General features: G+C 62.1%; 26 protein-coding genes and 1 tRNA gene. 10 read left to right on the top strand and 17 right to left on the bottom strand.

Features of this window, described 5'->3' with window-relative positions:
* Position 1 precedes the first annotated feature (1 nt).
* On the top strand, positions 2-1,375 hold the full coding sequence (locus tag K3146_RS04380) for a sensor histidine kinase (RefSeq protein WP_221544953.1): 1,374 nt from the start codon (positions 2-4) through the stop codon (positions 1,373-1,375).
* 52 nt (positions 1,376-1,427) lie between these two features.
* Here the strand turns inward: K3146_RS04380 and K3146_RS04375 are convergent, their stop codons facing one another.
* Positions 1,428-2,714, bottom strand: coding sequence for a citrate synthase (locus K3146_RS04375; RefSeq protein ID WP_221544952.1), 1,287 nt, complete (start codon positions 2,712-2,714; stop codon positions 1,428-1,430).
* A 20-nt stretch (positions 2,715-2,734) separates the two neighbouring features.
* Entirely contained in the window at positions 2,735-4,165 is a 1,431-nt protein-coding gene (gene gltX, locus K3146_RS04370) for a glutamate--tRNA ligase (RefSeq protein ID WP_221544951.1), read from the bottom strand.
* A 28-nt stretch (positions 4,166-4,193) separates the two neighbouring features.
* Between gltX and K3146_RS04365 the strand changes: the two genes are divergently transcribed.
* Positions 4,194-6,377 (top strand): ComEC/Rec2 family competence protein, encoded by a 2,184-nt coding sequence (locus K3146_RS04365; protein WP_221544950.1) that lies wholly within the window; start codon positions 4,194-4,196, stop codon positions 6,375-6,377.
* 55 nt (positions 6,378-6,432) lie between these two features.
* Here K3146_RS04365 and lexA read toward each other — a convergent pair whose 3' ends face one another.
* The 9 genes from lexA to K3146_RS04320 form a co-directional block, all read right to left on the bottom strand.
* Positions 6,433-7,128 (bottom strand): transcriptional repressor LexA, encoded by a 696-nt coding sequence (gene lexA / locus K3146_RS04360; protein WP_221544949.1) that lies wholly within the window; start codon positions 7,126-7,128, stop codon positions 6,433-6,435.
* 125 nt (positions 7,129-7,253) lie between these two features.
* On the bottom strand, positions 7,254-7,727 hold the full coding sequence (gene moaC, locus K3146_RS04355; RefSeq protein WP_221544948.1) for a cyclic pyranopterin monophosphate synthase MoaC: 474 nt from the start codon (positions 7,725-7,727) through the stop codon (positions 7,254-7,256).
* 138 nt (positions 7,728-7,865) lie between these two features.
* Positions 7,866-8,651: an indole-3-glycerol phosphate synthase TrpC gene (gene trpC / locus K3146_RS04350; RefSeq protein ID WP_221544947.1), complete on the bottom strand. Its 786-nt coding sequence runs from the start codon at positions 8,649-8,651 to the stop codon at positions 7,866-7,868.
* Positions 8,648-9,640: an anthranilate phosphoribosyltransferase gene (gene trpD, locus K3146_RS04345; protein WP_221544946.1), complete on the bottom strand. Its 993-nt coding sequence runs from the start codon at positions 9,638-9,640 to the stop codon at positions 8,648-8,650. Before trpD ends, trpC begins: the two co-directional genes overlap by 4 nt.
* On the bottom strand, positions 9,637-10,251 hold the full coding sequence (locus K3146_RS04340) for an anthranilate synthase component II (protein WP_221544945.1): 615 nt from the start codon (positions 10,249-10,251) through the stop codon (positions 9,637-9,639). The genes trpD and K3146_RS04340 overlap by 4 nt, the downstream gene beginning before the upstream one ends.
* 60 nt (positions 10,252-10,311) lie before the next feature.
* Positions 10,312-11,274 (bottom strand): prolyl aminopeptidase, encoded by a 963-nt coding sequence (pip, locus tag K3146_RS04335; protein ID WP_221544944.1) that lies wholly within the window; start codon positions 11,272-11,274, stop codon positions 10,312-10,314.
* Positions 11,267-12,112 carry a phosphodiester glycosidase family protein gene (locus tag K3146_RS04330; protein WP_221544943.1) on the bottom strand — a complete coding sequence of 282 codons (846 nt, stop codon included), beginning with the start codon at positions 12,110-12,112 and terminating at the stop codon, positions 11,267-11,269. Before K3146_RS04330 ends, pip begins: the two co-directional genes overlap by 8 nt.
* Positions 12,109-13,623, bottom strand: coding sequence for an anthranilate synthase component I (gene trpE / locus K3146_RS04325; protein ID WP_221544942.1), 1,515 nt, complete (start codon positions 13,621-13,623; stop codon positions 12,109-12,111). Before trpE ends, K3146_RS04330 begins: the two co-directional genes overlap by 4 nt.
* Positions 13,624-13,632: 9 nt before the next feature.
* A complete protein-coding gene (locus tag K3146_RS04320) occupies positions 13,633-15,570 on the bottom strand; it encodes a peptidyl-prolyl cis-trans isomerase (RefSeq protein ID WP_221544941.1) in 1,938 nt (645 codons plus the stop codon).
* Between the two features lie 220 nt (positions 15,571-15,790).
* Here K3146_RS04320 and tpiA point away from each other — a divergent pair, with 220 nt between their 5' ends.
* From tpiA to pyrG, 3 genes are all read left to right on the top strand, one after another.
* Complete coding sequence (gene tpiA / locus K3146_RS04315) at positions 15,791-16,552, top strand: triose-phosphate isomerase (RefSeq protein ID WP_221544940.1); 762 nt, start codon at positions 15,791-15,793, stop codon at positions 16,550-16,552.
* A 68-nt stretch (positions 16,553-16,620) separates the two neighbouring features.
* Entirely contained in the window at positions 16,621-16,974 is a 354-nt protein-coding gene (gene secG, locus K3146_RS04310; RefSeq protein WP_221544939.1) for a preprotein translocase subunit SecG, read from the top strand.
* Between the two features lie 104 nt (positions 16,975-17,078).
* Positions 17,079-18,713 (top strand): CTP synthase, encoded by a 1,635-nt coding sequence (gene pyrG, locus K3146_RS04305; protein ID WP_221544938.1) that lies wholly within the window; start codon positions 17,079-17,081, stop codon positions 18,711-18,713.
* 376 nt (positions 18,714-19,089) lie between these two features.
* Here the strand turns inward: pyrG and K3146_RS04300 are convergent, their stop codons facing one another.
* A complete protein-coding gene (locus tag K3146_RS04300; protein WP_221544937.1) occupies positions 19,090-19,560 on the bottom strand; it encodes an Hsp20 family protein in 471 nt (156 codons plus the stop codon).
* 152 nt (positions 19,561-19,712) lie between these two features.
* On the opposite strand from K3146_RS04300, the gene grxC reads away from it, so the two are divergent.
* From grxC to K3146_RS04280, 4 genes are all read left to right on the top strand, one after another.
* A complete protein-coding gene (gene grxC / locus K3146_RS04295) occupies positions 19,713-19,976 on the top strand; it encodes a glutaredoxin 3 (protein WP_221544936.1) in 264 nt (87 codons plus the stop codon).
* Positions 19,977-20,792 (top strand): carbon-nitrogen hydrolase family protein, encoded by an 816-nt coding sequence (locus tag K3146_RS04290; protein ID WP_221544935.1) that lies wholly within the window; start codon positions 19,977-19,979, stop codon positions 20,790-20,792.
* 6 nt (positions 20,793-20,798) lie between these two features.
* Positions 20,799-21,263 (top strand): DUF1178 family protein, encoded by a 465-nt coding sequence (locus tag K3146_RS04285; RefSeq protein WP_221544934.1) that lies wholly within the window; start codon positions 20,799-20,801, stop codon positions 21,261-21,263.
* Positions 21,264-21,302: 39 nt separating this feature from the next.
* Positions 21,303-21,379: transfer RNA gene (locus K3146_RS04280), tRNA-Arg, on the top strand.
* Between the two features lie 2 nt (positions 21,380-21,381).
* On the opposite strand, the gene K3146_RS04275 is transcribed toward K3146_RS04280, so the two are convergent.
* The 5 genes from K3146_RS04275 to hppD all read right to left on the bottom strand — a co-directional run bounded on the left by K3146_RS04275 (position 21,382) and on the right by hppD (position 26,189).
* Positions 21,382-22,557 (bottom strand): MFS transporter, encoded by a 1,176-nt coding sequence (locus K3146_RS04275; protein WP_221544933.1) that lies wholly within the window; start codon positions 22,555-22,557, stop codon positions 21,382-21,384.
* Positions 22,554-23,468 (bottom strand): haloalkane dehalogenase, encoded by a 915-nt coding sequence (locus K3146_RS04270; RefSeq protein WP_221544932.1) that lies wholly within the window; start codon positions 23,466-23,468, stop codon positions 22,554-22,556. The genes K3146_RS04275 and K3146_RS04270 overlap by 4 nt, the downstream gene beginning before the upstream one ends.
* 75 nt (positions 23,469-23,543) lie before the next feature.
* A complete protein-coding gene (locus K3146_RS04265; RefSeq protein ID WP_247711003.1) occupies positions 23,544-24,422 on the bottom strand; it encodes a mechanosensitive ion channel family protein in 879 nt (292 codons plus the stop codon).
* A 91-nt stretch (positions 24,423-24,513) separates the two neighbouring features.
* A complete protein-coding gene (locus K3146_RS04260) occupies positions 24,514-25,086 on the bottom strand; it encodes a VOC family protein (RefSeq protein ID WP_221544931.1) in 573 nt (190 codons plus the stop codon).
* Positions 25,083-26,189 (bottom strand): 4-hydroxyphenylpyruvate dioxygenase, encoded by a 1,107-nt coding sequence (hppD, locus tag K3146_RS04255; protein ID WP_221544930.1) that lies wholly within the window; start codon positions 26,187-26,189, stop codon positions 25,083-25,085. Before hppD ends, K3146_RS04260 begins: the two co-directional genes overlap by 4 nt.
* Before the next feature lie 231 nt (positions 26,190-26,420).
* Between hppD and K3146_RS04250 the strand changes: the two genes are divergently transcribed.
* Positions 26,421-26,693: an FtsB family cell division protein gene (locus K3146_RS04250; RefSeq protein ID WP_345723695.1), complete on the top strand. Its 273-nt coding sequence runs from the start codon at positions 26,421-26,423 to the stop codon at positions 26,691-26,693.
* The last annotated feature ends 19 nt before the right edge of the window (positions 26,694-26,712 follow it).

Here is a 26,712-nt window from a genome sequence, read left to right as displayed (position 1 = left end):
CATGGCTGGTGTCGGCACCCGTTATCTCGCGCACGGCAGGACCGATGCGGAAGACCGCCTGGTAGAGGCGGATGGCCCTCTTGCCGAACTCAACCGGGCCTGTGGCGGCCACGTGGGTGAAACGCTCGCCATTCCGGAACTACTTTCGCTGGTGAAGAAATCGCGTGAATACGGCCTAAGGCTGTCGCGACAGTTCCGGGCTATCAATGGTCCCGAGCGCATCCATGCATGGGTTGAGATCGCGCCCGAAGCCGAAGAGGACGGCGGCTGTGCGATCGCTGTTGCCGACTGGCAGGTTGACGAGCGCCCACCGGAAAGCGCGGAGCTCGCCAAGCAACGTCAGACCGAAATCAACCGCCATTTGGCCGAATGCACCGCGCGCCTCGACCCCAAGCAGCGAATTCTTTCGATCGAGACAGATGCACCGGATCTTGTCGAGTTCGCCAAGGCCGCGGGTGAGGGGATCGGTCGTCCCTGGACCGATTTCGTAACCCTGCCAGACGATCTTCGTGACCAGCACGCTCACTGGCAGCTTCTCGATGGCGCGCGATGCCGGATCGCTGGGTCCGATAGGGTATGGGCTGCCTTCCTTGAACCTCTGGGGCAGGAAGAGCCGGGCAGCGCGGGATTCGTGCTCCACCTCAGCGCCACACGGCCAATCGGTTCAGCGGTCGGTCGCGGCGCAAGCGACACCCCGTCACTGGGGCGCGACCTGACGCCTGTCCTGCGGCAGCCGATCAATCGTATCATCGCCAATGCCGAAACGATCCGGACCAAGCTCGCCGGACCGCTGGCAGAGGAGTACAGCGACTATGCTGCCGATATCGCGAGCGCGGGCCAGCACCTTCTCGCGCTGATAGACGACCTGTCTGATCTCGAAGTCGTCGAGGCAGAAGATTTTGCCACGGCCCCCGATCGCATCGACCTCGCCGATGTGGCGCGGCGTGCGTGCGGTATTCTCGGCGTGCGTGCCAAGGAGCGAGGGATTACGCTCGATCCACCGGCCGAGGGCGAGACGCAGTTGGCGATCGCAGAGTTTCGCCGCGTTCTGCAGGTCCTCCTGAACCTGATCGGGAATGCAATCCGCTATTCCCCCGAGGATAGTCGTGTGTGGATCCGCCTCGATACCATCGGGAACCGCGCAATGGTTACCGTGGCCGATGAGGGACACGGCCTCGACGAGCAGCAACAGCAGAAAGTGTTCGAGAAGTTCGAGCGCCTGGGCCGCGGAGAAGACGGTGGCTCAGGTCTTGGCCTCTATATTTCGCGGCGCATTGCACGAGCGATGGATGGCGACCTGACCGTTGAAAGCGCACCGGGGCAGGGGGCTCGATTTACCCTCTCGGTTCCGAAGGCTGATCCGGCCGAGGACTGACCCACGAAAAAGGGGCGCCGAAGCGCCCCTGATCCAACAAATTCTTGCGCGATCAGCGCTGACCCATCGGGACGTAGTCGCGCTCGGTCGGGCCGGTATAGAGCTGGCGCGGACGGCCGATGACCTGGCCGGGATCGGAGATCATCTCGTTCCACTGTGCGACCCAGCCTACCGTACGGGCAAGCGCGAAGAGCGCGGTGAACATGGTCGTCGGGAAGCCGATCGAGTTGAGGATGATACCCGAATAGAAGTCCACGTTCGGGAAGAGCTTCTTCTCCTTGAAGTAATCGTCGTTGAGGGCGATTTCTTCGAGCTGGAGCGCGGTTTCGAAGACCGGGTCGTTGACGTTGAGGGCGTCGAATACCTCGCGCAGCGTCTTCTGCATAACCGTCGCGCGCGGGTCGTAATTCTTGTAGACGCGGTGACCGAAGCCCATCAGGCGGAACGGGTCGTTCTTGTCCTTAGCGCGCTCGATATAGTGCGGGATACGATCGGGCGAGCCGATTTCCTGCAGCATGTTGAGCGCCGCTTCATTGGCGCCGCCATGTGCTGGGCCCCAGAGGCAGGCGATACCGGCCGCGATGCAGGCGAACGGGTTTGCGCCCGACGAACCGGCAAGACGCACCGTCGATGTCGAGGCGTTCTGTTCGTGATCGGCATGGAGGATGAAGATCCGGTCCATTGCCTTCTCGATCGCCGGGTGGATTTCATACTCTTCCGCGGGGACACCGAAGGTCATGCGCAGGAAGTTGCCCGTGTAGCTGAGATCGTTCTTGGGCTGCAGGAAGGGCTGGCCGACCGCATACTTGTACGCCATCGCCGCAATGGTCGGCATCTTGGCGATCAGTCGGTGGCTTGAGATCTTGCGATGCTCGGGGTCCGAGATGTCGGTACTGTCGTGATAGAACGCCGACAGTGCGCCGACGACGCCGCACATGATCGCCATGGGGTGCGCATCGCGGCGGAAGCCCTGGTAGAACTGGCGCAGCTGGTCGTGCACCATGGTGTGGCGCGTAATGGTGTGATCGAACTCGGTAAGCTCGTCCTGGCTCGGCAGCTCGCCATTGAGCAACAGGTAGGCAACCTCCATGAAGCTCGAATGTTCGGCCAGCTGGCCGATGGGATAGCCACGGTGCAGCAGGACACCGGCTTCGCCATCGATATAGGTCAGCGCGCTTTCGCAGCTGGCGGTCGACTTGTAGCCGGGATCGTAGGTGAACTTGCCGGTGGTTCCGTACAGCTTGCGGATGTCGACGACATCCGGTCCGACGCTACCTTCTAGGACGGGAAAGTCCTGGCTCTGGTCGCCTACGTTGAGAGTTGCCTGCTTGTCGGCCACGCGTATCTCCTTGGTCCGTCTTATTCCTTGCCTGCGGGCGAAGCCTGCGCATCGATACGCGCGAGCGACTCTTCCTTGCCCAGCAGGACCAGTACATCGAAAATTCCGGGCGACGTGGTAGTGCCCGTCAGCGCCGCCCGCATGGGCTGCGCCAGCTTGCCGAGGCCCAGTTCCAGTTCCTCTGCATAGGATTTCGTAGTGGCTTCGAGAGCCTCCAATGTCCAGTGATTTTCCTTGGCGAGGCGCCTCGAGAGGCCCTCAAGACGCGTGCGTGCGTCGGCATCCAGTAAGCCAGCCGCCTTCTCAGTCATCTCCAGCGGGCGTTCCTTGAATAGAAATGCTGCGCCTTCAGCTAGTTCATTGACACTCTTTGCACGCGGTTTGAGGACCGGCATAGCTTCGGTGAGAAGCTTTTCTTCGGCGCCATCACCCATTTTCGCCGCCACGAGACTTGCAAGCCGTGCATCGTCCGCCTCGCGGATATAATGTCCGTTGAGGTTTTGAAGCTTCTTGATGTCGAAACGAGAGGGGCTCTTGCCTACGCCATCAAGGTCGAAGAGTTCGATTGCCTCCTCGCGCGTGATCTCCTCACGGTCGCCGTGGCCCCAGCCAAGGCGCAGCAGATAGTTGAACAGAGCCTCGGGCAGGACGCCCTCATCGTCGCGATAGGCTTCGACGCCAACAGCTCCGTGGCGTTTCGACAGCTTGGCTCCGTCAGCACCGTGGATCAGCGGTACATGTGCATAGACCGGGTCGGGCCAACCGCCCTCGATCTGGTCCATCGCGCGGATGATCGGCAGCTGTCGGAATGCGTTGTTGAGGTGATCGTCGCCGCGAATGATATGCGTGACGCCCATGTCGTGATCGTCGACCACGACAGCCAGCATATAGGTTGGTGTGCCGTCGGCGCGGAGCAAGACGTAATCGTCGATCTCGGCATTCTGCACCGTGACCTTGCCCTGGACCTCGTCTTCGATGACGGTCTCGCCCTCGGTAGGGACCTTCAGGCGGATGACGAAGGGCGCGCCTGCAGGCGCTTCGCTTTCATCGCGATCACGCCACCGGCGGTCGTATCGCATTGGCTGCTTGTTGGCACGCTGCTGCGCGCGCATTTCTTCGAGCTCTTCAGGCGTGGCGTAGCACTTGTAAGCATGCCCAGCCTCGAGCAATTGCCGTGCGACCTCGGCATGACGCTGGGCTCGGTCGGACTGGAAGAGCGGCGGTTCGTCATAATCGAGACCGAGCCAGTCGAGTCCTTCGATGATCTTGTCGATCGCATCCTGGGTGCTGCGCTTGCGATCGGTATCTTCGATCCGCAGCAGCGCGCGGCCGCCGTGATGGCGCGCGTAGAGCCAGTTGAACAGCGCAGTGCGGGCGCCGCCGATGTGCAGGAAGCCGGTGGGCGAGGGGGCGAAGCGCGTAACTACCTGCTTGCCGGTTTCGCTTGCCATTGCTTCGTCTTTCCTTTCAAGTGCTTGCATGGCGACACAGGGGACGCCGATCGTGCCGTTCGGCGAGGGGTACCCGGCCGCCGATGTTGCAGTGCAGCGCCCTTGGCGCATGCGCGGCCTCTTGTCCAGATTCGCCGACAAGATCGAGGGATTCCTGGCCTCGTCCGGTTTCGACCGCGGCCCATGGCTGGTGGTGGCCTTTGCCGCCGGAATTGGAAGCTGGTTTGTCCTGACGCAACCATGGCAATGGGTGGCCGGGGTATCGCTGGCGCTGCTCGGCGCACTGGGGGCTGTCGCAGTCTGGAAAGGCGAAGATGGCCGCGCTCACCTGAGAATGGCCGCCTGCGCACTCGGATTTGTATTCGCCCTTGGCTTGACGGTCATCTGGGCGCGCTCGGAGATGATCGGGGCGGAGCCGATTGCCCGTCCGACGCTGATGCAACTCGATGCGGCAATTCTCGAGAGGCAGGAACAACCTGCCGAGGGGCGGGTGCGCTTGGTTCTTGCAGCCCGCGATCCGCAACATGGGCGAACTATCAAGGTTCGCGTCAATGTTCCCGAAGAGAAGGACGCACTCGGCCTAGTGGAGGGCGCACATGTCCGTCTGCGCGCGCGCCTGATGCCGCCGTCACCGCCGCTCCTGCCAGGCTCATATGACTTCGCACGGAGGTCGTGGTTCGAGGGGTTTGCGGCAACCGGTTCGCTGGTCGGCGAGGCGGAGATCGTTTCTCTCCCGAGCACAGCGGATCGGCCCGTGGCCCGTTTGCAGCGTTGGCTGTCAGCGCATGTGAGGGACAATCTCGGCGGCTCGTCGGGCAGCATAGCGGCGGCTTTTGCAAGCGGGGACCGGGGTGCGATCGCGGAGGCGGATGAATTTGCCATGCGCGATGCCGGATTGACGCACCTCCTCTCCATTAGCGGGCTTCACGTCAGTGCGGTGATTGCAGCGGCCTATTTCCTTGCGCTCAAGCTGCTGGCCTTGTGGCCATACTTGGCATTGCGTGTGAGGTTGCCGCTGGTGGCCGCGGCAATCGCGGCACTTGCCGGGATCGCATATACCCTCCTCACGGGAGCGCAGGTTCCCACGGTTCGCAGCTGCATCGGTGCCGTGCTGGTGCTCATCGCGCTTGCCCTTGGACGTGAACCTCTTTCGATGCGGATGGTGGCAGTTGCTGCCGGGGTCGTGCTTCTGCTGTGGCCGGAATCGCTAGTCGGGCCGAGCTTCCAGATGAGCTTCGCGGCGGTGATCGCAATCGTCGCGTTGCATAACGCAAAGCCCGTGCGCGACTTTCTTGCTCCGCAGGAGGAAGGCTGGGTGCGGTGGTTCGCCCGACGTGTCCTGATGCTGTTCGTGACCGGCTTGGTCATCGAGATCGCGCTGACGCCGATCGTCCTCTTCCATTTCCACCGGGCCGGCCTTTACGGAGCCTTTGCAAACGTCATCGCGATTCCGCTGGTGACCTTCGTATCGATGCCGCTCATCGCGGTGGCCCTGGTTTTCGATCTCGCGGGGCTGGGCGCACCATTCTGGTGGCTCGCCGGGCAATCTCTCGACCTGTTGCTTGCGATTGCCCACACGACTGCGGCGCAACCGGGAGCGGTGAAGCTCGTCCCGCATATTGGATTGCCCACGGTCTTGGTGTTCACTGCTGGAGGGCTGTGGCTGGCTCTCTGGCACGGACGTGCGCGATTGCTCGGTTTCCTGCCCGTTGCAGTGGGTGCTGCTATGTTCGCCGGAACGCAGGCGCCCGACATTCTCGTAACCCGCGATGGGCGCGATGTCGGGCTCGTGGATCCGACCGGGCGGTTGTTCGTCCTGAGGGACAGTCCGGGTTCCTATGCTCAGGAAAACCTCACTGAGCTGGCCGGAACCGAAGCTGCGCCTATAGCCATGGAGCACTGGCCGAAGGCGCGGTGCAGCGCCGACTTTTGCAGCCTTCCTCTGGAGCGGGGCGGGGAGGTGCGCCATCTTCTCGTCGCGCGCAGCCGTCAGAGGATCGACGAAAGAGAGCTGGCTGCCGCATGCGAGAGAGCGGACATCGTCATTGCCGACCGCTGGCTGCCGCGAAGCTGCCAGCCGAGATGGTTGAAGGCCGACGGGCGATTCCTGGCGGAGAATGGCGGATTTGCCATTTACCTGTCCGATGAGAAGATCGACACGGTGGCGAGCGGCCAGGGCGCGCATGGTTGGTGGCGACAAGGCAGAGAATGAACAAGGCGCCCGGCTTGCAACCGGACGCCTCGAAGTGGTCGGGTCAAACCCCGCTCTAGTGATAGCGGCGGAGCAGACCTGCCAGCTTGCCCTGGACCTGTACCCGGGCAGCTTCATAGACCTGGGGTTCGTAAGCGCCATTTGCTGGATCAAGACGGACCATCGGACCTTCCCGGCGCAGGTATTTGAGCGTCGCTTCCTCGTTGTCGACAAGCGCCACGACGATCTCGCCATCGCGGGCGGTCTCCGTGCGCTTGACGAGAGCAAAGTCGCCGTCGAAAATACCGGCCTCGATCATAGAGTCCCCGGAAACCTCGAGCGCATAATGATCGCCCGGTCCGAGCAGGGCGGCGGGAACCGGCATGCTCGACTGACCTTCGATCGCTTCGATCGGAGCGCCGGCCGCGATCCTGCCGTGAAGGGGTACATCGATAATGTCGTTAGCCGGATCGGGTGCGACCGCCTTGGCGGCATGGGCAGCAACGATGGCGTCATTCGCAGCAGGCGGGGCAGGGCGCGAAGCGCTGGTTACCGAATCTTCGGGCAGCTTGATGATTTCGAGCGCCCGGGCCCGGTTGGGCAGGCGGCGAATAAAGCCCCTTTCCTCGAGTGCCGAGATCAGGCGATGGACACCCGACTTGCTCTTGAGATCGAGCGCTTCCTTCATCTCCTCGAAAGAGGGGGAAATCCCTGTTTCCTCCAGCTTCTGCTGGATGAAGCGAATAAGTTCATGCTGCTTGGCGGTCAGCATCGGTCACTCCCATGTTCCTGTTCACAAACCTGTGAACGAATGTGGAACAATTAGGCAACCTGATTCCGCAAGTCAAGCAATCCCGCCATTTTCGAGGCAGTTGCTGTGGAACAGACGTTCCCGTTTCAGTCCGGGGCCAGCCAGTGACCTGACTTTCCGCCGCGCTTCTCAAGGAGGCGGACGCCCTTGATCACCATAGCTTTGTCGAGCGCCTTTCCCATATCGTAAAGGGTCAGCAAGGCGACGCTCACAGCAGTCATCGCTTCCATCTCGACACCCGTCTTTCCAGTCAGCGAGGCAGTCGCCGTAACGCGGATACCGTCGGATTCGCCAGCAATGTCGACAGCGATAGATTCGAGGCCCAGCGGATGGCAGAGCGGGATAAGGTCCCCCGTCTTCTTCGCGGCCATGATGCCAGCGATCCGCGCGGTCGCGAGAGCATCGCCCTTGGACCCGCTCCCCGACATCAGCGCCTCCAGCGCCTCGGCAGACATCATAATGCGACCTTCGGCGATCGCCGAGCGTTCGGTGGCGGTTTTTTGCGTCACGTCCACCATGCGGGCTGCGCCCTCGTCGTCGAGATGGGTCAATCCGTTCACAGTTCCTGCCGGTTTTCCTGAACGATGGAACACATGGAACACGGTCTTGGAGAAGGAATTACGCCACCGGATTGAAGCGGGATGTCATGAAAGCTGCGCATCACAGGGTCTTGCCATGTCCGGGCTTGGTAGGACAGCCTAAAGCCCAAGCAACTTGCGGGTTGCCTGTTCGACGTCGTCCTGCCGCATCAGGCTCTCTCCGACGAGGAAGCTGCGCACCCCTGATCGGGCCAGTCGCCGGCAATCCGCATGGGTGAAGATACCGCTCTCACCTACGAGCAGCGCATCCTCGGGCGCGAGGACGGAAAGCTGTTCGGTGGTGGCAAGATCGGTTTCGAAGGTCTTGAGATTGCGATTGTTTACCCCGAGAAGTCGTGACTTCAAACGGGTGGCTCGCTCCATCTCGTCCGCGTCATGCACTTCTACGAGCACATCCATACCGCGCTCCATGGCTGCGGCCTCGATTTCGTGCATCAACTCGTCTTCAAGTGCCGCAACGATAATCAGGATGGCGTCTGCGCCAATGGCTCGTGCCTCGGCCACCTGCCAGGGATCGACCATGAAATCCTTGCGCAGGACGGGAAGATCGCATGCAGCACGCGCTTCGACGAGAAAATCTTCATGCCCTTGGAAATAGGGGCCGTCGGTCAGGACGGACAGGCATGCCGCTCCGCCTGCCTCGTAAGCGCGGGCATGATCGGCAGGACGGAAGTCTTCCCGGATGAGCCCCTTTGAAGGGGATGCCTTCTTGATTTCGGCAATCAGGCCGAAACCGTCTTCCTGCGCCCTTCGCAACGCCTCCAAAAAACCGCGCGGGTTAGACTGACCCCGGGCAATAGCGTCGAGATCAGCGATGCTCCCCGACACCTTGCGCGCGGCGACTTCCTCGCGCTTGGTCGCACAGATTTGTTCCAGTTTGTTCATTGGGCGAGGGCGATCCAGTCGGAAAGCAGCTTCCTCGCCTTGCCGGAATCGATCGCCTCGGCAGCCATTTCCGCCCCTTCGGTCCAATCGTCGGTCTTGCCGGCCACGATCAGCGTCGCCGATGCGTTGAATAGCACGGCATCGCGATAGGGACCCGGAGAGCCCATCAGCAAGGCTTCCAGAGCCTTGGCGTTGTGAACCGGATCGCCGCCGCGGATCGCTTCGACCGGGGCGTGTGGCAGGTTGGCCTGCACGGCCGTTACCCGGCGCATCTCGAATTCGCTGCCCGTAACATCGGCAAGCTCGTTGCCACCGGCAAGGCTGAGTTCGTCCAGCCCTTCGTCGCCCGAGGCAATGAAGGTGCGCTCGGTGCCGAGCCGCGCCTTGGCTCTCGCATAGATCGGCACATAGGCCGGGCGCGCGATCCCGATCAGCTGGCGCTTGACGCCTGCCGGGTTCGAGAGCGGTCCCATGAGGTTGAAGATCGTGCGAACGCCCAGCTTCTGGCGAATTGGCTGGATGCGGCCCATGGCAGGGTGGTGGTTCTTGGCGAAGAGGAAGCAAATTCCCAGTTCGTTCAGGGTTTTGACGGCGGTTCTTCCCGCCGCTTCCATATCAAGGCCCAAGGCTTCCAATGTGTCGGCCGCGCCCGATTTCGAGCTCGCTGCACGATTGCCGTGCTTGGCAACCGGCACGCCGCATGCCGCCACCAGGAGGCTGACTGCCGTCGATACATTGAGAGTGTGGTGGCCGTCGCCACCGGTACCGCAGCAATCGACCGTACCTTCTGGAGCATCGATCGGGATCAGCCTTTCGCGCAATGCGCGTGCCGCACCGGCGATCTCCTCCGAAGTCTCGCTGCGTGCCGACATCTCGACGAGGAAACGTCCGATTTCCTCGTCGCTGGTTTCTCCATCGAGGATCCAGCCGAAGATCTCGTGCGCATCGTCTTCGCTGAGGTGAGTGCCGGCCGTGGGTAGCTGTTTCATGCGGGCACCTTTGCATCGATGCCGCAGATGGCAAGGAAATTGGCAAGCAGCGCGTGGCCATGCTGGGTCGCAATGCTTTCGGGGTGGAATTGCACGCCGTGAATGGGCAGCTCGCGGTGCCGGAAGCCCATGACGCTCGATCCGTCTAGACCGGGCGTTTCGCTGGTCGCGTTGATCGCCAGGCAATCGGGAATATCCTCCACGATCAGCGAGTGATAGCGCGTGGCCGTGTAGGGCGAAGGCAAGCCTTCGAAAACGCCGGTTCCGTCATGGGCAAGGTCACTCGTCTTGCCGTGCATGAGGCCCCCACGGACAACCTTGCCGCCGAAGTGCTGGCCGATCGACTGGTGACCGAGGCAGACACCGAGCAGTGGCTTCCTCGCCTCTGCGCAGGCAGCAACAAGGTCGAGGCTGATTCCCGCTTCATTGGGCGTGCACGGCCCCGGCGAAATCAGGTAACCGGCAGCATCGCGCGCGATCGCCTCTTGCGCGGTGATGGCGTCATTACGTTCGACTTCCACCTCGGCACCCAGTTCCATCAGGTAGTGGACGAGGTTGAAAGTGAAACTGTCGTAATTGTCGATGACGAGGATGGATCGGTTGGCAGTCATTGCAGCGCGTGATTGGCGGCGATCGGGCTGGCTTTCAAGCAAGGAAAGCTGCCCGGATGCTCACCCCTCCTTGCCCGCAAGCTTGTCGGTGGCGCGAACGAGGCCATCGATGATGCCGGGCTCGCCTGCAGAATGGCCTGCATCGTGGACGATCCAGAGTTCGGCCTCGGGCCAGGCCTTCTTCAATTCCCACGCGCTGGTGGGCGGCGTGCAGATATCATGGCGCCCCTGGACGATGATGCCGGGGATATGCTTGATCCTGTCGACATTCTTGAGCAGCTGCGCCTCGTCGAGGAAGAAGTCCTCGAGGAAGAACTTCGCGCAGATGCGCGCAAAGGGGACTGCTTTTGCGGGATCCGCGAAACTCTCGAGCAGGGATTCATCAGGCAGCAGCGTGGCGACATTGCCTTCCCAGAGCGACCATTCCTTAGCTGCGGAAAGACGAACGGTTTCGTCCTCGCTGGTGAGCCTGTCGTAATAGGCCTGCACGAGGTTGCCCCGTTCCTCTTCGGGAATCAGGCCTGAGAAATCGTCCCACTGCTCGGCCATGATTTCGCTAGCGCCGTAGGAGTAGAGCCAGTCCTTTTCCTTCTGGCGGGCAAGGAAGACGCCTCGCAGCACGATCTCGCTGACGCGCTCGGGATGCGTTTGGGCATAGGCAAGCGCGAGCGTGGCGCCCCAGCTACCGCCGAAAGCCTGCCACTTCTCGTGGCCGCACATTTCGCGCAGCTTCTCGATATCGGCGACGATGCGCCAGGTGTCGTTGTTCTCGATCTCGGCGAAGGGCAGGGATTTTCCGCAGCCGCGCTGGTCGAAGAGCAGTACATCGTAGAGTTCGGGATCCCACTGGCGGCGATGGTCGGGCGACATGCCGCCGCCGGGACCGCCGTGGAGGAAGACTGCGGGCTTTGCGCCGGGTGTGCCGACGCGCTCGTAATACAGCGAGTGGCCCTCACCGACATCGAGCAAGCCGCTCTCGTATGGCTCGATCTCCGGGTAGAGAGTGCGGTCGTAACTATTCAACGGGCTGCTCCTTCTTCTCGACCACGAGGATCGGTCCGATCGGGGCTCCCGTATCGAGCCGGTCCGTGGACGGGTTCCACAGCGCCGAGACGTTGCCATCGAGGTAGAGAGCGTTCTTCACAGCCAGCTCGTCGCGATAGAAGCGCGCCAGCTTGCCGAAGCTGACGGGAGCGTTCGAGATAACGAAATGGGCGCGGCCGCGCTCGTCGACACCCACGCCGTTGCGGATCAGGCGCGATTCCCCGTCGCGCGAGAATTCCGGGTGGAGCTGGCCATCGATAACCAGCATCGGGCCCGATTGTGTGCCGAAGGCGGGACGGTCGCGCACATTGGCGAGGAAATCGTCGGTCGTGCGGATTTCCCAGGTCTCGCCCGTGCCGAAGAAAACGCCGTTGGGCTTCATGTGGAAATTGCCTTCGCCGTCGCTGGTTCTGAGGGTCTGGAGGCGATCCCCATCTTCCACGAAATAGCCGATGGGCTTGCCTTCATCGTCGAACATGCCAGCATTCATGGCAAAGGCGACGGTGCTCGCATTGCGCCCTTGCGAGAAGGCTGTGAGGCTGCGGTATGGGGCTCCGGACGCGGGGCTCAGGTCCATTGCGATCGTGTGGCGGGCAGGCGTCGCCAGGCAATGCGTAAGGGGCGTGTCCTCGAAGATGATCGAGCGGCAGGCGCTCTCCACCTGTGTGGTCCCGGAGGCGGTGGCACTGGCGCTCGGCGAGGGCGAGGCTGCGCCCGGCTGTCCGTCTATGCGCGTGCGGGTGACCGGCTCACCTTCGGGCGCGGGTTCGCAAGCCATCAGGGTCATCAATGGAAGGGCGAGGAAAGCGTATCTCATTGTCCGTAACCGGGTTCCTGGGCGAGGCGCACCGCCTCGCGAGCTGCTGCGAAAAGCGCGCCGGCCTTGGCCTCGCATTCGCGTCGTTCATACTCTGAATTGCTGTCGGCAACGATACCCGCGCCGGCCTGCACATGCATGATTTCGTCTTTTATCACCGCCGTACGCAGCACAATACAGCTGTCGAGCGAGCCATCCGGTGCGAAATAGCCTACGCCGCCGGCATAGGGCCCGCGGGTTGCCGGTTCGAGCTCGGCAATGATCTCGCAAGCCCGCACCTTGGGCGCGCCGCTCACGGTGCCCGCCGGGAAGCCTGCAAAAAGCGCGTCGATGGCATCTTTCGAAGGGTCGAGCTGCCCGACCACATTGCTGACGATATGCATGACGTGGCTATAACGCTCGACGGTGAAGCTGTCGGTGACGGTTACTGTCCCGCTCGCTGCCACGCGCCCGACATCGTTGCGGCCAAGGTCGAGCAGCATGAGGTGTTCCGCCCGCTCTTTGGGATCGGCTAGGAGCGAGGCTTCCGCCGCCCGGTCTTCTTCCGCTGTAGAGCCGCGCGGGCGAGTGCCGGCAATCGGTCGCACCGTTACCTCGTTGTCGCGCACGCGGACGAGGATTTCCGGGCTCGATCCAACAACGGCAAAGCCCGGCAGGTCGAGGAAATAGAGGAAGGGCGAAGGATTGACCCGTCGCAATGCCCGGTAAAGCGAAACGGGAGGCAACTCGAAGGGCGCGGTAAAGCGCTGCGAGAGGACCACCTGGAAGATGTCACCGGCGGCAATGTATTCCTTGGCGCGGTCGACCATGGCGGCGTAGTCGCTTGCTTCCATCGTCGGTTCGGGCATGGGATCGGGGTGATCCATCGCCTTCGCGTCCCGAGGCTCAAGCCCGGCATCGAGCCTGGCCAGCGCGGCGTCGATACGTTCTCCCGCCCTCTCGATCTTCTGCTGGGGATCGGTATCACCCGGCCAGATCGGCGCAATGCAGAACAGCATGTCCTTCAGGCTGTCGAACACCAGCAGCAGGGTCGGCCGCACGAAGAGCATGTCTGGCAGGTCGAGCGCCTGGTCGTCCGGACGGGGGAGTTTCTCCACGAGCCCGATCGTCTCGTAGCCGAAATAGCCGACGAGGCAGGCAAGCGCAGGGGGCAAATCGTCGGGCACGTCGATGCGACATTGGTCGAGAAGCGCGCGCATCGCACCAAGCGTAGGTTGATCGCACGGCGCGAAAGCCTCGCGGTCACGCCGCCAGTCGCGGTTGATCGCGGCCGAATTGCCTTCCGCCCTGAAGACAAGATCGGGGTCGAGGCCGAGCAGGCTGTACCGACCCCGGACTTCGCCGCCTTCGACCGATTCGAGCAGGAAATCGCCGCGCCCTTCCTCGATCATGCGTAGCGCGGCACCGACCGGGGTCACCGTATCGGCCACGAGCTTGCGCCAGACGAGGGCGGGGCGGCCCTCGTCGAGCGCCTGTAGCGCCCGTGCGCGGCCTTCTAGGGGGCTAGCCAAACCGCCAGCTCAGTTCGTTTCGCCGAGCAACTGGCGGCGAACGGCGGCGATCGCGTTGTCGTTCTTCTCGACACCCACCTCTGCGCGCATGGCGGCAAGCATCTGCTGCGCATACTCCGCACCCCAAGCCTGGCCCACCTGCGTGCGTGCCATGGTCAGGAGTGGGTCGTTCTCCGCCAGTTCGTCCAGCACAATCGTGTCGAGATCTACGATGTACCAGCCCTGGTTGCGCGAGCCTTCGAGCTTCTTCGTGGTGCCTTGCGCCATGCCGAAGAGCAGGGCAATGGGAGCGGGTATGCTCGTCGCACCGAGGCTCGCCAGCTCTTCGCGGCTGAAGTTGACCGGTTCGGGAGCGGGCAGGTTGACCTCCTCAGCAGCCAGAGCCTCGGCGAGGCTCGCGCCTTCCTCGACCCGCTTCAGAATGCGGTCGGCAGCAGCTTCCGTTGCATCTTGCGCGGAGAATTGCCTCCAGAGGGCGACAGCCTCGGCGCGAATGTCGGCCAGCGGCGCAACACTCGACGGTGTAATCTCAGCTACCTCGTAGATCAGGAAAGTCTGCTGGTCGGGGAGGGCGCCGATCTCAGCATCGCCCTCGTCGATCTGAAACGCAGTCTCGATGATCGGGGCAAGCACTTCCGGAGCGGCCTGCAGCGTACCGTATACCTGGCCGGTAACGGTGAGTGCCGGAGTGCTGCGCAGTTCGAGACCGAGTTCATCCGCCACCGACGACAGAGAAGCGCCATCCGCGAGGCGATCCTCGATGTCTACGGCAAGCTCCGCAATTCCGCGCTGGCGGTTTTCTTCGCGAAGTACCGTAACGATCTCTTCGCGTGCGGTATCAAGCGTACGGGCGGGCTGCGCATCGACCGCAGTGACGCGGGCGATATGCCAGCCAAGCGGACTGCGCGCGGGCGAAGTGAGCTCTCCTTGGGCCGCGGTGAAATAGGCATCGGCGACCGCAGCGGAAGCCGAGGTGCGGATAGCGGACCGCTCCTGTTCGGCAAGCTCGGTAGTGCGAAGGCCTGCGCTAGCAGCAGCCTGGGCAAAGCTTTCTCCCGCGCGCACGCGCTCGGCGATCGCCTCTGCACCCTGGCGGGTTGGTACGATCAGCTGGGTGAAGTTGCGACGCTCGCGCGCGGCGAAGAGCTCGGCATTGTCCTCGAAATATGCCGCGATGTCGGCGTCCGTTGGTTCGATACTGTCGCCCAGCGCCGTGCTGTCGAAGGTCGCGAAGCGAAGCGTGCGACGTTCGGGCCGCACGAAACGTTGGCGGTTCTCGCTATAGAAGGAGGTGATCTGCGCATTGGTCGGATCGCCCTGCGAAGCGAACAGCCGCGCGGGAATGGTAGCCACTGCGCCGCTCCGCCGTTCCTTGAAGGCGCGGGCATAGGTTTCAACGATGGATTCAGGCAGCTGCGCTCCATAGGAAGCTGGAAGCACCGACTGCTGGAAGAGCAGCGACGTGCGGAGCTGCTGCCGGACCTCGCGATCGGTGAGATTGTTCTGGCGCATCCACGCATTGTAGGCGTCGGTGCTGAACTCGCCGCTCGCACCGCGCGCCGCCGGGATCGCGCGGATCTCGCTGTTCAGGAGATTGGTGCCAGCCCGGAAGCCGTTGGTTTCCGCCCATTCCATCACCGCATAGCGATTGATGATGTCGTCAAGCACACGGTCCAGTCCGCCGGCCGCAACCAGTTCCTGCATGGTGATGTCGGGGTCTTCTGCCCGCATGCTACGCAATTCGTCGCTGGCAGCCTGGTTCAGCTCTGCCGTCCCAATCTTCCTGTCGCCGACCACGGCCGCGCTGTCGCCCCCGGCAACTCCGCCGAAGGCGCCCGTGTTCGACACGTCCATGCTGGCAAAGGCGAAGCCGATCAGGCCAAGAAACGCGAGCGCCAGCGCAAGGCCGATCTTGGTTTTGAAGAAATTCCGGAAAAAGGTGAGCATGGCTTGCGGGAAGGCCTCTTCGTGTGCATTGGGCGCGCCACACCTTCCGGATGGGAGGCGGCTTGTCGCCGGTTGAGCAGCGCGCTTTATCCGCCCTGCGACCTCGCCGCAACAGGTCCCGTCCGGTTTTGACGCAGAAACAAAGCGCATCTGGCACGGCGGGCTCGACGCCCTATATAGCGCCTCGCCTGAGTGCGAATCTCGACGGGAAGACATTTCTATGGCCGAACGGCCCTATATCGTTGGAAACTGGAAGATGAACGGTACGCGCGCGATGCTTTCCGAAGCGCGCGCGATCGACCGGGCAGCGCAGCGATATATGCGCGCCGAAGTCGCAATCGCACCGCCGTACACGCTGATTCATGCAGTCCATCGCGAAGCCGAGCAGATCGGGATTGGCGCGCAGGATTGTCACGCCGGTGAAGATGGCGCGCATACGGGCGATATCTCGGCGACGATGGTCGCCGATGCGGGCGCGAAATTTGTTATCCTCGGCCACAGCGAGAGGCGCGCGGACCACAAGGAAAGCAACGCGCTCATCAACGATAAGATCGCCAGCGCCCTCGATGCGGGCCTGCGGATTATCCTGTGCTGCGGCGAATCGCTGGAAACCCGCGAGAAGGGCGGAGCAGAGGAATTCGTGCTCAAGCAGCTCAAGGCCAGCCTGCCCAGGATCGACGATGCCGGCGAGCGCCTCACCGTTGCCTATGAGCCCGTCTGGGCGATCGGCACCGGCAAGACAGCTACGACCAAGGATATCGAGGCGATGCACAACGCTATTCGCGGCCTGCTCGACGATACCTATGGCAAGGAGCAGTCGGAGAATGTGCGCATCCTCTACGGCGGATCGGTCAAGCCCGATAATGCGCGCGAGATCCTCTCCATCGCCGAAGTTGGCGGAGCCCTCGTGGGCGGCGCAAGCCTTTCTGCAGAGAGCTTCCTAGGCATCGTCGTTGCTGCTTCGGAGACCGAAGAAGCCTGATTGCTTGCCGTTTCGCCGCGCTATCCCTAGATGCGGCGCTCAGAACCTATCGATAGAGAAGTAACCCCATGTTCCTCTTCCTCACCGTCGTCCAGGCAATCGTCGCAGCGGCCCTGATCGCCGTCATCCTGATGCAGCGTAGCGAAGGTGGCGGCCTCGGCATTGGCGGCAGCCCAAGCGGCATGCTGAGCGCACGCGGCGCAGCGGACTTCCTGACCCGGTCGACGAAGTGGCTCGCCGTGGTGTTCGTCGCGCTGTCCATTGCGCTGGCCGCACTTGCTGTCGAAGGCGTTGGGACGGGCGAGATCGAATCGACTCTCGATCGCAGCGTGACCCCTGCCGATGCCGATCCGCTTGGCGGCCCGGCGGCGGCTCCCGCTCCGGTAGCACCCGCGCCGAACGACGACCCGCTCGCCGAATAATTCCCGCTTCATCGCAATTTCCATGCGCTTCGGTGGATAGCGCGCTTTTTCGCGCGCCTTTTCCCTTGCGCCGACTCAACCCCCACGCTTAAGGCCCGACTCCCATGGCGCGGTATATTTTCATCACCGGCGGCGTGGTCTCCTCGCTTGGCAAAGGTCTCATGGCAGCATCGCTTGCTGCCCTCCTCCAGGCGCGTGGCTACAAGGTCCGCATTCGTAAGTTCGACCCCTACCTCAATGTCGATCCGGGCACGATGTCCCCGTATCAGCATGGCGAGGTCTATGTGACCGACGACGGGGCGGAAACCGACCTCGATCTCGGCCATTACGAGCGTTTCACTGGCGTATCGGCGCACCAGGGCGACAACATCACGAGCGGCCGGGTTTACCAGCAGATCATCGCCAAGGAACGCCGCGGCGACTATCTCGGTGCGACCGTGCAGGTGGTTCCGCACGTCACCGACGCGATCAAGGAATTCGCACTCGCCGGACAGGACGATCATGATTTCATCCTCTGCGAGATCGGCGGCACGGTGGGTGACATCGAAAGCCTTCCTTTCATGGAAGCCATTCGCCAGCTTCGTAACGAACTTGAACCGATGCAGTCGCTCAGCGTCCACGTGACGCTGGTACCGTATATTGCAGCTGCGGGTGAACTGAAGACCAAGCCGACCCAGCACTCGGTGCGCGAACTCGCCAGCCTCGGCATCAAGCCTGACGTGCTCCTGTGCCGCGCCGAGCATGAAATCCCCGAAGGCGAGCGGCAGAAGATCGCCAACTTCTGCAACGTCCGTAAGGAAGCAGTCATTCCCGCGCTCGACGCACCTTCTATCTATTCGGTGCCGCTCCAGTACCATGCCGAAGGCCTCGACACCGAGGTTCTGCGCGGTTTCGGCATCACCGATGCTCCCGAACCCGACCTTTCGCGCTGGTACGACGTGGTGGACCGCCATTCGAACCCCGAGGGCGAGGTCACCATCGGTGTGGTCGGCAAATATGTCGGCCTGCAAGACGCCTACAAGTCATTGAACGAGGCGCTGATCCACGGCGGCATGGCGCACCGCGTCAAGGTCAACATCCAGTGGATCGACGCCGAAGTCTTCGAGCAGAGCGACAGCGACATCGCGGCCCAGCTCGAGCCCATGCATGGCATTCTCGTGCCCGGTGGCTTCGGCGAACGCGGGAGCGAGGGCAAGATCGCCAGCGTTCGTTTTGCGCGCGAACGCAAGGTGCCGTTCCTCGGCATTTGCCTTGGGATGCAGATGGCCTGCATCGAGGGCGCTCGCAGCGCCGGTTTCGACAAGGCCAGCTCGACCGAGTTCGGTGAAACCAGCGAACCGGTCGTCGGCATCATCACGGAATGGATGACCGAGGAGGGGCTGCAGAAGCGCGAAGCAGGGGGCGATCTCGGCGGCACCATGCGGCTTGGTGCCTATGACGCGAAACTGGCAGCGAACAGCCATGTGTCGACGATCTACGGCGGCCAGACCGATATCTCGGAACGCCATCGCCACCGGTACGAGGTCAACGGTGCCTATATCGAGCCACTCGAGAAGCAGGGTCTGATCTTCTCGGGCATGTCACCAGACGGTTTGTTGCCCGAAATCGTCGAGCGGCCCGACCATCCTTGGTTCGTTGGTGTCCAGTTCCACCCCGAATTGAAGTCTAAGCCCTTCGATCCACACCCACTTTTCGCTGGCTTCATCGGTGCAGCGCTAGAGCAGGCAAGGCTCGTCTGAAATTTTTTTTCGGAGTGTCCCGGTCGCTAAACGATTGAAATCGCTCAATTGGAAATTTCCGACTTGTAGCGATACGACATGGGGCCGGATTTCCCTTAGGGGACGCGGGTTTATCTTTTGACATAATTGTTGCAGGACACTTGCGACTCAGCTGCCGAAAGTAGTTGAGTCAGCAAGGTTTTCGCTGCGTGTGCAAGCGGTGGGGCTTGTCTCGAACCCGGTCGTCTTCTGCGACCCGGACGGCCGAATCCGGGGCTTGGCGGCGCTAGTCGTCGCGGGGGTGGTACTTATGTGCCACCCCCTATTGCGTTGATAACGCTCACACAAAAGGCGGCACCCCCAGGGGATGCCGCCTTCTATCGTTCAGGGAGTGGCGTCAGGCAGCCGCCGTATCGTCATCCTGATCCTTGACGATTTCGAGGGTTTTCTGACCACCGATCGAGATCTTCTTCGGCTTCATCGCATCGGGAACCTCGCGGACGAGGTCGATGATCAGCATGCCGTCCTTGAGGTCCGCATTCTCGACGCGAACATAGTCGGCGAGATCGAAGCGACGCTCGAAGCCGCGGTTGGCGATGCCGACATGCAGCATCTCACCCTCAGGCTGGTCGTCGCGCTTGCGGCCCTGGATCACGAGCAGGTTCTGCTGTGCGGTAATGTCGAGGTCTTCCGCCCGGAAACCGGCAACGGCGAGAGTGATGCGATATTCATCCTCGTCGCGGCGCTCGATATTGAAAGGCGGGTAGTTATCGCCCCCGGCATTGCGTGCCTGGCGTTCCATCAGGTCGAACAAACGGTCGAAGCCGACGGTGGAACGGCGATAAGGGGTAGTGTCGAAACGGTTCATCGAAACAAATCCTCCAATGAGCAATTTGAGTATGTGAGGGAGCCCGTAAGCGGCGCTCCCAAATCGCCGCACCATGCGACGACACAATCAACATAGGCGCTTGCGAAACGCTTTCAAGCGTCCCACACACGCCGGAAAATCGAGGAAACTGCATGAGCCAGCCGCACATCGACATCTACACCAAATTCGGCTGCGGCTATTGTTTCCGCGCCAAGCGCCTGCTCGACGAGAAGGGTGCGGAGTATCACGAACATGACATCACCATGGGCGGGCCCAAGCGCGACGAGATGATGGAGCGGGCGCCCAATGCGCGCACCGTGCCGCAGATATTCATTGGCGAAACCCATGTCGGCGGATCGGACGAATTGGCCGCGCTCGAACGCGCGGGCAAGCTGGACGCATTGCTCGAGGGCTGAATGACCCGCATCGCCGTTCTCCAGATGACCACCGGCATCGATCCGGAGGCGAATGCCAAGGTCCTGACCCAGTCGATCGCGCGAGCGGCCGATGAGGGGGCAGAGATGCTCTTCACACCAGAAATGTCGGGATTGCTCGATCGCGATCGGAAGAGAGCTGCCAACTCCATCAGGCAGGAGGCCGACGACCCCGTCCTTGCCGCTGTCCGTGAAGCATGCGCAGCAAAAGGTGTCTGGACGTGCCTAGGTTCGATCGCCGTCGATACCGGTGAGGGGAGGTGGGCCAACCGGTCGATCGTGATCGACGGCTCGGGCGAAATCGCTGGCCGGTACGACAAGATCCACATGTTCGACGTCGATCTTGTAAGTGGCGAAAGCTGGCGGGAATCGAACGCCTATCGAGCTGGTGACAAAGTCGTGACGGTGGAGACCCCCATCGGCAAACTGGGGCTCACCGTCTGCTATGACCTTCGCTTTCCAGCCCTGTTCGAAGCCCTTGGGCAGGCCAGATGCGATGCAATCGCCATCCCTGCTGCCTTCACTGTTCTTACGGGCAAGGCGCACTGGCATGTACTGCAAAGGGCCAGGGCAATCGAGGCAAGTGCGTTTGTAATCGCCGCTGCCCAGGTCGGATCGCACGAGGATGGCCGCCAGACCTATGGGCACAGCCTGGTAGTCGATCCATGGGGCGAGATCCTGCTCGACATGGGCGGCGATGGCTCAGGCCTTCAATTCGTCGAAATTGACACATCCCGGATCAAAGAGGTGCGAGCCCAGGTTCCGAGCCTTGCCAACCGGCGGGAAATCGCCAACTAGGCGCGCATGATCGTCTTCGACCTCCACTGCGAAAACGGCCACCGTTTCGAGGGCTGGTTCGGCTCGTCCGCCGACTATGACAGCCAGCGTGAGCGCGGCCTCGTCGATTGCCCGCAATGCGGCAGCAAGACGGTGGGCAAGGCCCCCATGGCCCCGGCCGTCGGCGCAAAGGGCAACCAGGCGAAGGCTCCGCCAGTCACCGGCGAAGCCCAGCTGTCCAATGCGCCGATGCCGCCCGAGGTGGAGAAGGCTCTCAAACAGCTCGCCAAGGCACAGGCCAAGGCGCTCGAGAAGAGCACCTGGGTGGGCGAAAAGTTCGCAGACGAAGCACGCTCGCAGCATTATGGCGAGAAGGAGGAAACTCCGATCCACGGCAAGGCGACGAAGAAGCAGGCAGAAGACCTTGCAGCCGAAGGGATCACAGTCGCACCGATCCTTTTCCCGATTGCAGAGCCTGACGAACTCAACTGATTGTCACGCAGTCTCAAGCCGCTATACAGCGCGACCGGGGCGCCCGTAGCTCAGTCGGATAGAGCACCAGATTCCTAATCTGGGGGCCACAGGTTCGAATCCTGTCGGGCGCACCATCTTACCTGCCGTGTCTTGTGCCGATCCATGACAGCACAGTCAGCGTGGCCGACATCGCGACCAGCAGGGCGCAAACGCCGCCCCAGCCACTCGCATCGTAGATCGCCGTCCCGACAATGCTGCCGAGCCCGCCGCCGACAAACATCATGACGATGTAGGCGGTCGTCAGCCGCGTCCGCAGATCGGGCTGGAGCGAGAGGAAGGTCATCCGACCAGTCACGTCGATGCCCGGGCCGACGAGGTTCACGATCACCAGCGGCACGATCAGGCCCCAGAGCGAACCGCCCAGTGGCCAGAACAGAGAAATTCCCAGCAGCTGTACGATAGCGAAGACGAGCCTCGCCTTGCGCGGCCCGACGGTATCGGACCAGCGTCCAAGGCGCGGGGTCGAGAGGATGCTGACGGCGGCGATTGCGGCGAGATATCCGACGACATCCGTTCCGTAGTCCAGCGGCGGCGCGGTCAAGTAGAGCGCAAGCGCCAGCCAAAGGGCGATGAACTGCGCGAAGTTGAGTGCCTGGATCGCGCCCGACAAGACAACCTCACGATGTTGTCGCGCGAGGGAAAACACGGATAGGACAAGAGGCCAGTAGCGCGCTCCGTTACTCTCCCTCTCGCCGCTCTGCATCAGGCTCGGCAGGGCGAGCGTTACAGCCAGCATCAAACCGGTCGCGATCCAGTAGACGAGGCGCCAGCCATAGTGCTCCGCAATCCAGCCCGCGCCGACGCGCGCGACAAGGATGCCGAGGATCACGCCCGCTGTTAGCAAGGCTGTCACCTGGCCCAGCCGGTCAGGATCGACACGCTTCGAAGCATAGGCTGGCAGGAGATAGGGCGCGATAGTGAAGAAGCCGAGCAGGGTAGAGCCGGCCGTGAACACGGTAAGGTTTCCGGCCAGTGTCATGACCGCCAGCGATACCGTCTGGCCGATTGCGAAGAGAATGGTCAGTCGCTTGTTCGAGTAGCGATCGCCAAGGGGGAGCAGGAGCAGGATGCCGACGGCGAGTGCGAGCTGGTTGAGAGCGGGAACGATGCCGATGCGCGCCTCGCTCACGCCGAAATGCGCGGCCACATCGCCGATGATCGGATGGATGTAATAGGCATTGGCCGTCACCACTGCGGCGGCGAAGGCGAGCCAATATTCCTGTGCACGCGTTAGCCGCGCGGTCTCATTCACGCGAGGTGCCCGGCCTTGCGCGCCATGTCGATCACGCCCTGCGCCAATGCCTCCGCCTGGTCTTCCTGGCAGAAATGCCCGCAGGGGCTGAGCGTGCGGTGATCGAGACCCTTGGCGCCCGCGATCCGCTCGATCAGGAATTTCTCGGCGCCCTTGGTGATCGGATCCTCGTCACCGAAGAGCGTAAGGAAGGGTTTGTCGAATGCCGCGAGCGAGGGCCAGGCGGCCTTGTTGTCCTCGACGCCGTCCATGCCGTCTTCGGCAGGGACGAGGGCAGGGAAGGCCCGGGCGGCTGCCTTGGAAGGCTCGTCAGGGAAGGGAGCATCATAGGCCGCGATTTCGGCTTCGCTGAGCGGCGTCTGCGTGGCGCGATCCAGCAAAGGCCCGATCTGGAATTCGGGCGAAGTCTTCGCGAATTGCCGCCATGCGAGGAATGCCGGGGAGGGAGTGCCCCCTGCCGGCAGGAAAGTGTTGCTGGCCACCACGCAGGTGAAAAGATCCGGATCATGCGCGACCATGCGTAGGCCGAGCAGGCCTCCCCAGTCCTGGCAGAACAAGGCAGCAGGCCGCGGCTCGATTGCACTGCGCCATTGTTTCAGCCAGTCGACATGGCGCGCGTAGGTGAAGAATTCGATGTCGTCCGGTTTGTCGCTCTTGCCGAAACCTATGAGATCAGGGGCAAGCACCCGGAAGCCGGCATCGGCAAGGATCGGGATCATCTTGCGGTAGAGGAACGACCAGCTGGGTTCGCCATGGAACAGGAGCACGGGCGGGGCGTCCTTGTCGCCCTCGTCGACATAGTGCTGTCGCGCCTTGTAGCCATCGCCAAGGTCGACCTCGAACCAGTTCTCGGCGAATGGATAGTCCGGAATATTGGTGAAGCGGTCCGCCGGTGTCTGAAGGATTTGCATGCCGATCTCCCCTTGGTTGCGCGGGATCCGACCGGGCTTAAACCCGAGTGCGATTCCCGTTTCTCTTTGCAACCCTTAGGGCGTCGGCTTGCTTGTGTCACCAAGCCTGCTGACCGGCACGGTTTCCTTGAAGGTATGGGTGACATAGGGGAAGGGAATCTCGATCCCGGCTTCGTCGAGCGCGGACTTGATCGCACGGATCACCTTGTCCTTGCTTTCCCAGCCAGCGCGCGGCGTCGAACCCGACCACCAGCGCACGAGGAAATCGACCGAGCTCGAATTGAATTCCTGGGCGAAAATATCGATGCCCTTGCTGGCCAGAACATCATCGACGCCCTCGACAGCGCGGCGGATTACCTTCGAGGCGTGGTCTAGATTGGTATCGTAAGAGACGCCGATCACTACGTCGTGACGGCGCTGATCGACATCGGTGAGGATCTCCACCGGGTTCTTGAACAGCACCGAATTGGGCACGACGGTCAGTTCGCCCGACAGCTTGCGCACGTGTGTTTCGCGCAGGGTGATGTGTTCGACCTTGCCCGTGATGCCTTCGCATTCGATGATATCGCCGATGCGCATCTTCTCGCGCAGCATGATGAGGATGCCGGCGAAGAAATTCTCGAAGATGTCCTGGAAGGCAAAGCCGATCGCCACTGCGCCGATCCCAAGGCCGGCAAGCAGGCTGGCAGGCGTGAGGTCGGGCATTACCACCACGGCGGCAATGAACAGGCCGATCACCCAGATTGAGAGCCTTACTGCGGTGTCGACAAGGGTCTTCAGGCTCGCACGGATTTCGGTCCGCCCGACGATCATGTCCGAGATCTTGACCGCGAAGCGCGCGACGATCCAGGTGATCAGGACGATGAAGAAAGCAATCGCAAGGCTGGGAAGGCTTTCGATGAAGCCTTCGCCCATTTCCTGCAACTGTGTGCGTAGCGTAGCAATATAGTCCAAGTCAGACTCCCTTTGCGGGGCAACGTTGTGCACCGCAACGGGTTCCTAAAATGGCCAAAAACTAGGGTTTCGGAGCCGTTAGGCCTGTTTCTCAGGCGTTTCCATGCTCTTTGCGCGCGATCTCGTGCAGCCAGTCGGCATGACGAGGAGCCTTCTTGGTCTCGCTCCATTCGTCGAGCATGAGCGGAGCCACGCGTTTCAGTTCAGCGTACTGCTCTTCCGTCCCGATATCGGCTGCCAGTTCAACGCGGTGGCCGTTCGGATCGAAGAAGTAGATCGACTTGAAGATACCGTGGTGCGTCGGGCCGAGCACATCGATGCCGAGGCCTTCGATGTGCTCCTTGGCGTCGAGAAGTTCTTCTTCGCTAGCCACGCGGAACGCGAGGTGCTGGACCCAGGCGGGCGTGTTCTCGTCGCGGCCCATGTCCTTTTGGTTGGGCAGTTCGAAGAAGGCGAGGATGTTGCCGTTACCCGCATCGAGGAACACGTGCATGTAGGGATCGTAGGCGCCGGTGGAGGGCACATGGTCTTCGGCGAAGGCAGTGGTGTAATCCATGCCCAGCACCTTGCCGTACCATTCGACGGTCTCTTTTGCGTCCTTGCAGCGATAGGCGGCGTGGTGGACGCCGCCGAGCTTTACGGGATGTGCGGCAGTATCGCTCACTCGGCAGGCTCCGTCTGGTTCACTTCGAGCACGCCGCGCTTGATCTGGTCGCGTTCCATGCTTTCGAACAGCGCTTTGAAATTGCCCTCGCCGAAGCCTTCGTCACCCTTGCGCTGGATGAATTCGAAGAACACCGGTCCGACCTGCGCCTCGGCGAAGATCTGGAGCAGCAGGCGGGGCTGGCCGCCTTCGGTCGTGCCATCGAGCAGGATGCCGCGCATCTTGAGCTGGTCGACCGGTTCGCCGTGACCCGGGAGGCGCTCGTCGAGCATCTCGTAATAGGTTTCGGGCGGCGCAGTCATGAAGGGTACGCCGAGATCCCTGAGGTTGTCCCAGCACTTGACGAGATCGTCGCAGATCAGCGCGATGTGCTGGATACCCTCGCCGTTGAACTCCTTCAGGAACTCCTCGATCTGGCCCTTGCCGCCTTCACCTTCCTCGTTGAGCGGAATGCGGATCTTCCCGTCCGGCGCGGTGAGCGCCTTCGAGGTAAGGCCGGTGTACTCGCCCTTGATGTCGAAAAAGCGGATTTCTCGGAAGTTGAAGAGCGTCTCGTAATAGTCGGCCCAGTACTTCATGCGCCCGTTGTAGACGTTGTGCGTCAGGTGATCGATCACGTTGAAACCGGCACCGACGGGGAATTTCTCGACCCCGTCCAGATACTCGAAATCGATGTCGTAGATCGACAGGCCGTCTTCGCCCTGGTCGACATAGCGATCGATCAAATAGACGATCGCACCGCCAATGCCGCGGATTGCGGGAATGCGCAGTTCCATCGGGCCGGTGTCGACGACTACGGGTTCCGCACCGCGTTCGAGCAGTTCGTCATAGGCCTTCTTCGCATCGCGCACGCGGAAGCCCATTCCGCAGGCCGAGGGGCCGTGCTCACGCGCGAAGTACCAGGCGGCGCTGCGGGGCTCATAGTTGAGGATCAGGTTGATTCCGCCCTGGCGCCAGAGGTCGACGTCCTTCGAACGATGCGAGGCGACCTTGGTGAAGCCCATGGCTTCGAAAACCGGCTCGATCACGCCCTTGGTAGGCGCGCAGAATTCGACGAATTCGAAGCCGTCGAGGCCGATGGGATTTTCGAAGAGATCGGGCATGGAGGTCCTCTGTTCGTTAGATAGTTTCAATAGAAACCAAATACGCCTGACGCCGCGGGGTGTCAAGATTCGAACGGGAAGGGCAGCGAGGTGTTCCGTATTCCATCCCACCCGGAATTTCGCACGCATGGCGTTCCGTAGCGGCGATTTGCCCTTGCGCAGCCGCGTTAACTGTGATTCTGTGTGTCCATGCGGAGGGCGCACAAACATTCACTGATCGGACGTCAGAAGGTGTCGCAAAACGCGGCACTCGTGGTGCTGCTCGTGCTCGGCGGCCTCGCGATTGCCGGTCCCTCCGGCCTTCTTTCGTGGAGCGAGAACCTGCGCCTGCTCGACCAGCGCAAAGCCCAGCTTGAGGTGGTTCAGAAAGAACGCACCGCTCTCGCCAATAAGGTCGAACTGCTCGATCCGGACAAAGCCGATCCGGACATGGTGGGCGAATTGCTGCGCAGCCAGCTGAATGTCGTCCATCCTGACGAAGTCGTCATCAAGCTCGACGATTGATCTCGCCCTCGGGCGGAAC

The organism is Qipengyuania vesicularis (assembly GCF_019711415.1).
Lineage (GTDB): Bacteria > Pseudomonadota > Alphaproteobacteria > Sphingomonadales > Sphingomonadaceae > Qipengyuania > Qipengyuania vesicularis.
This window is presented reverse-complemented; position numbering and strand designations above follow the sequence as displayed.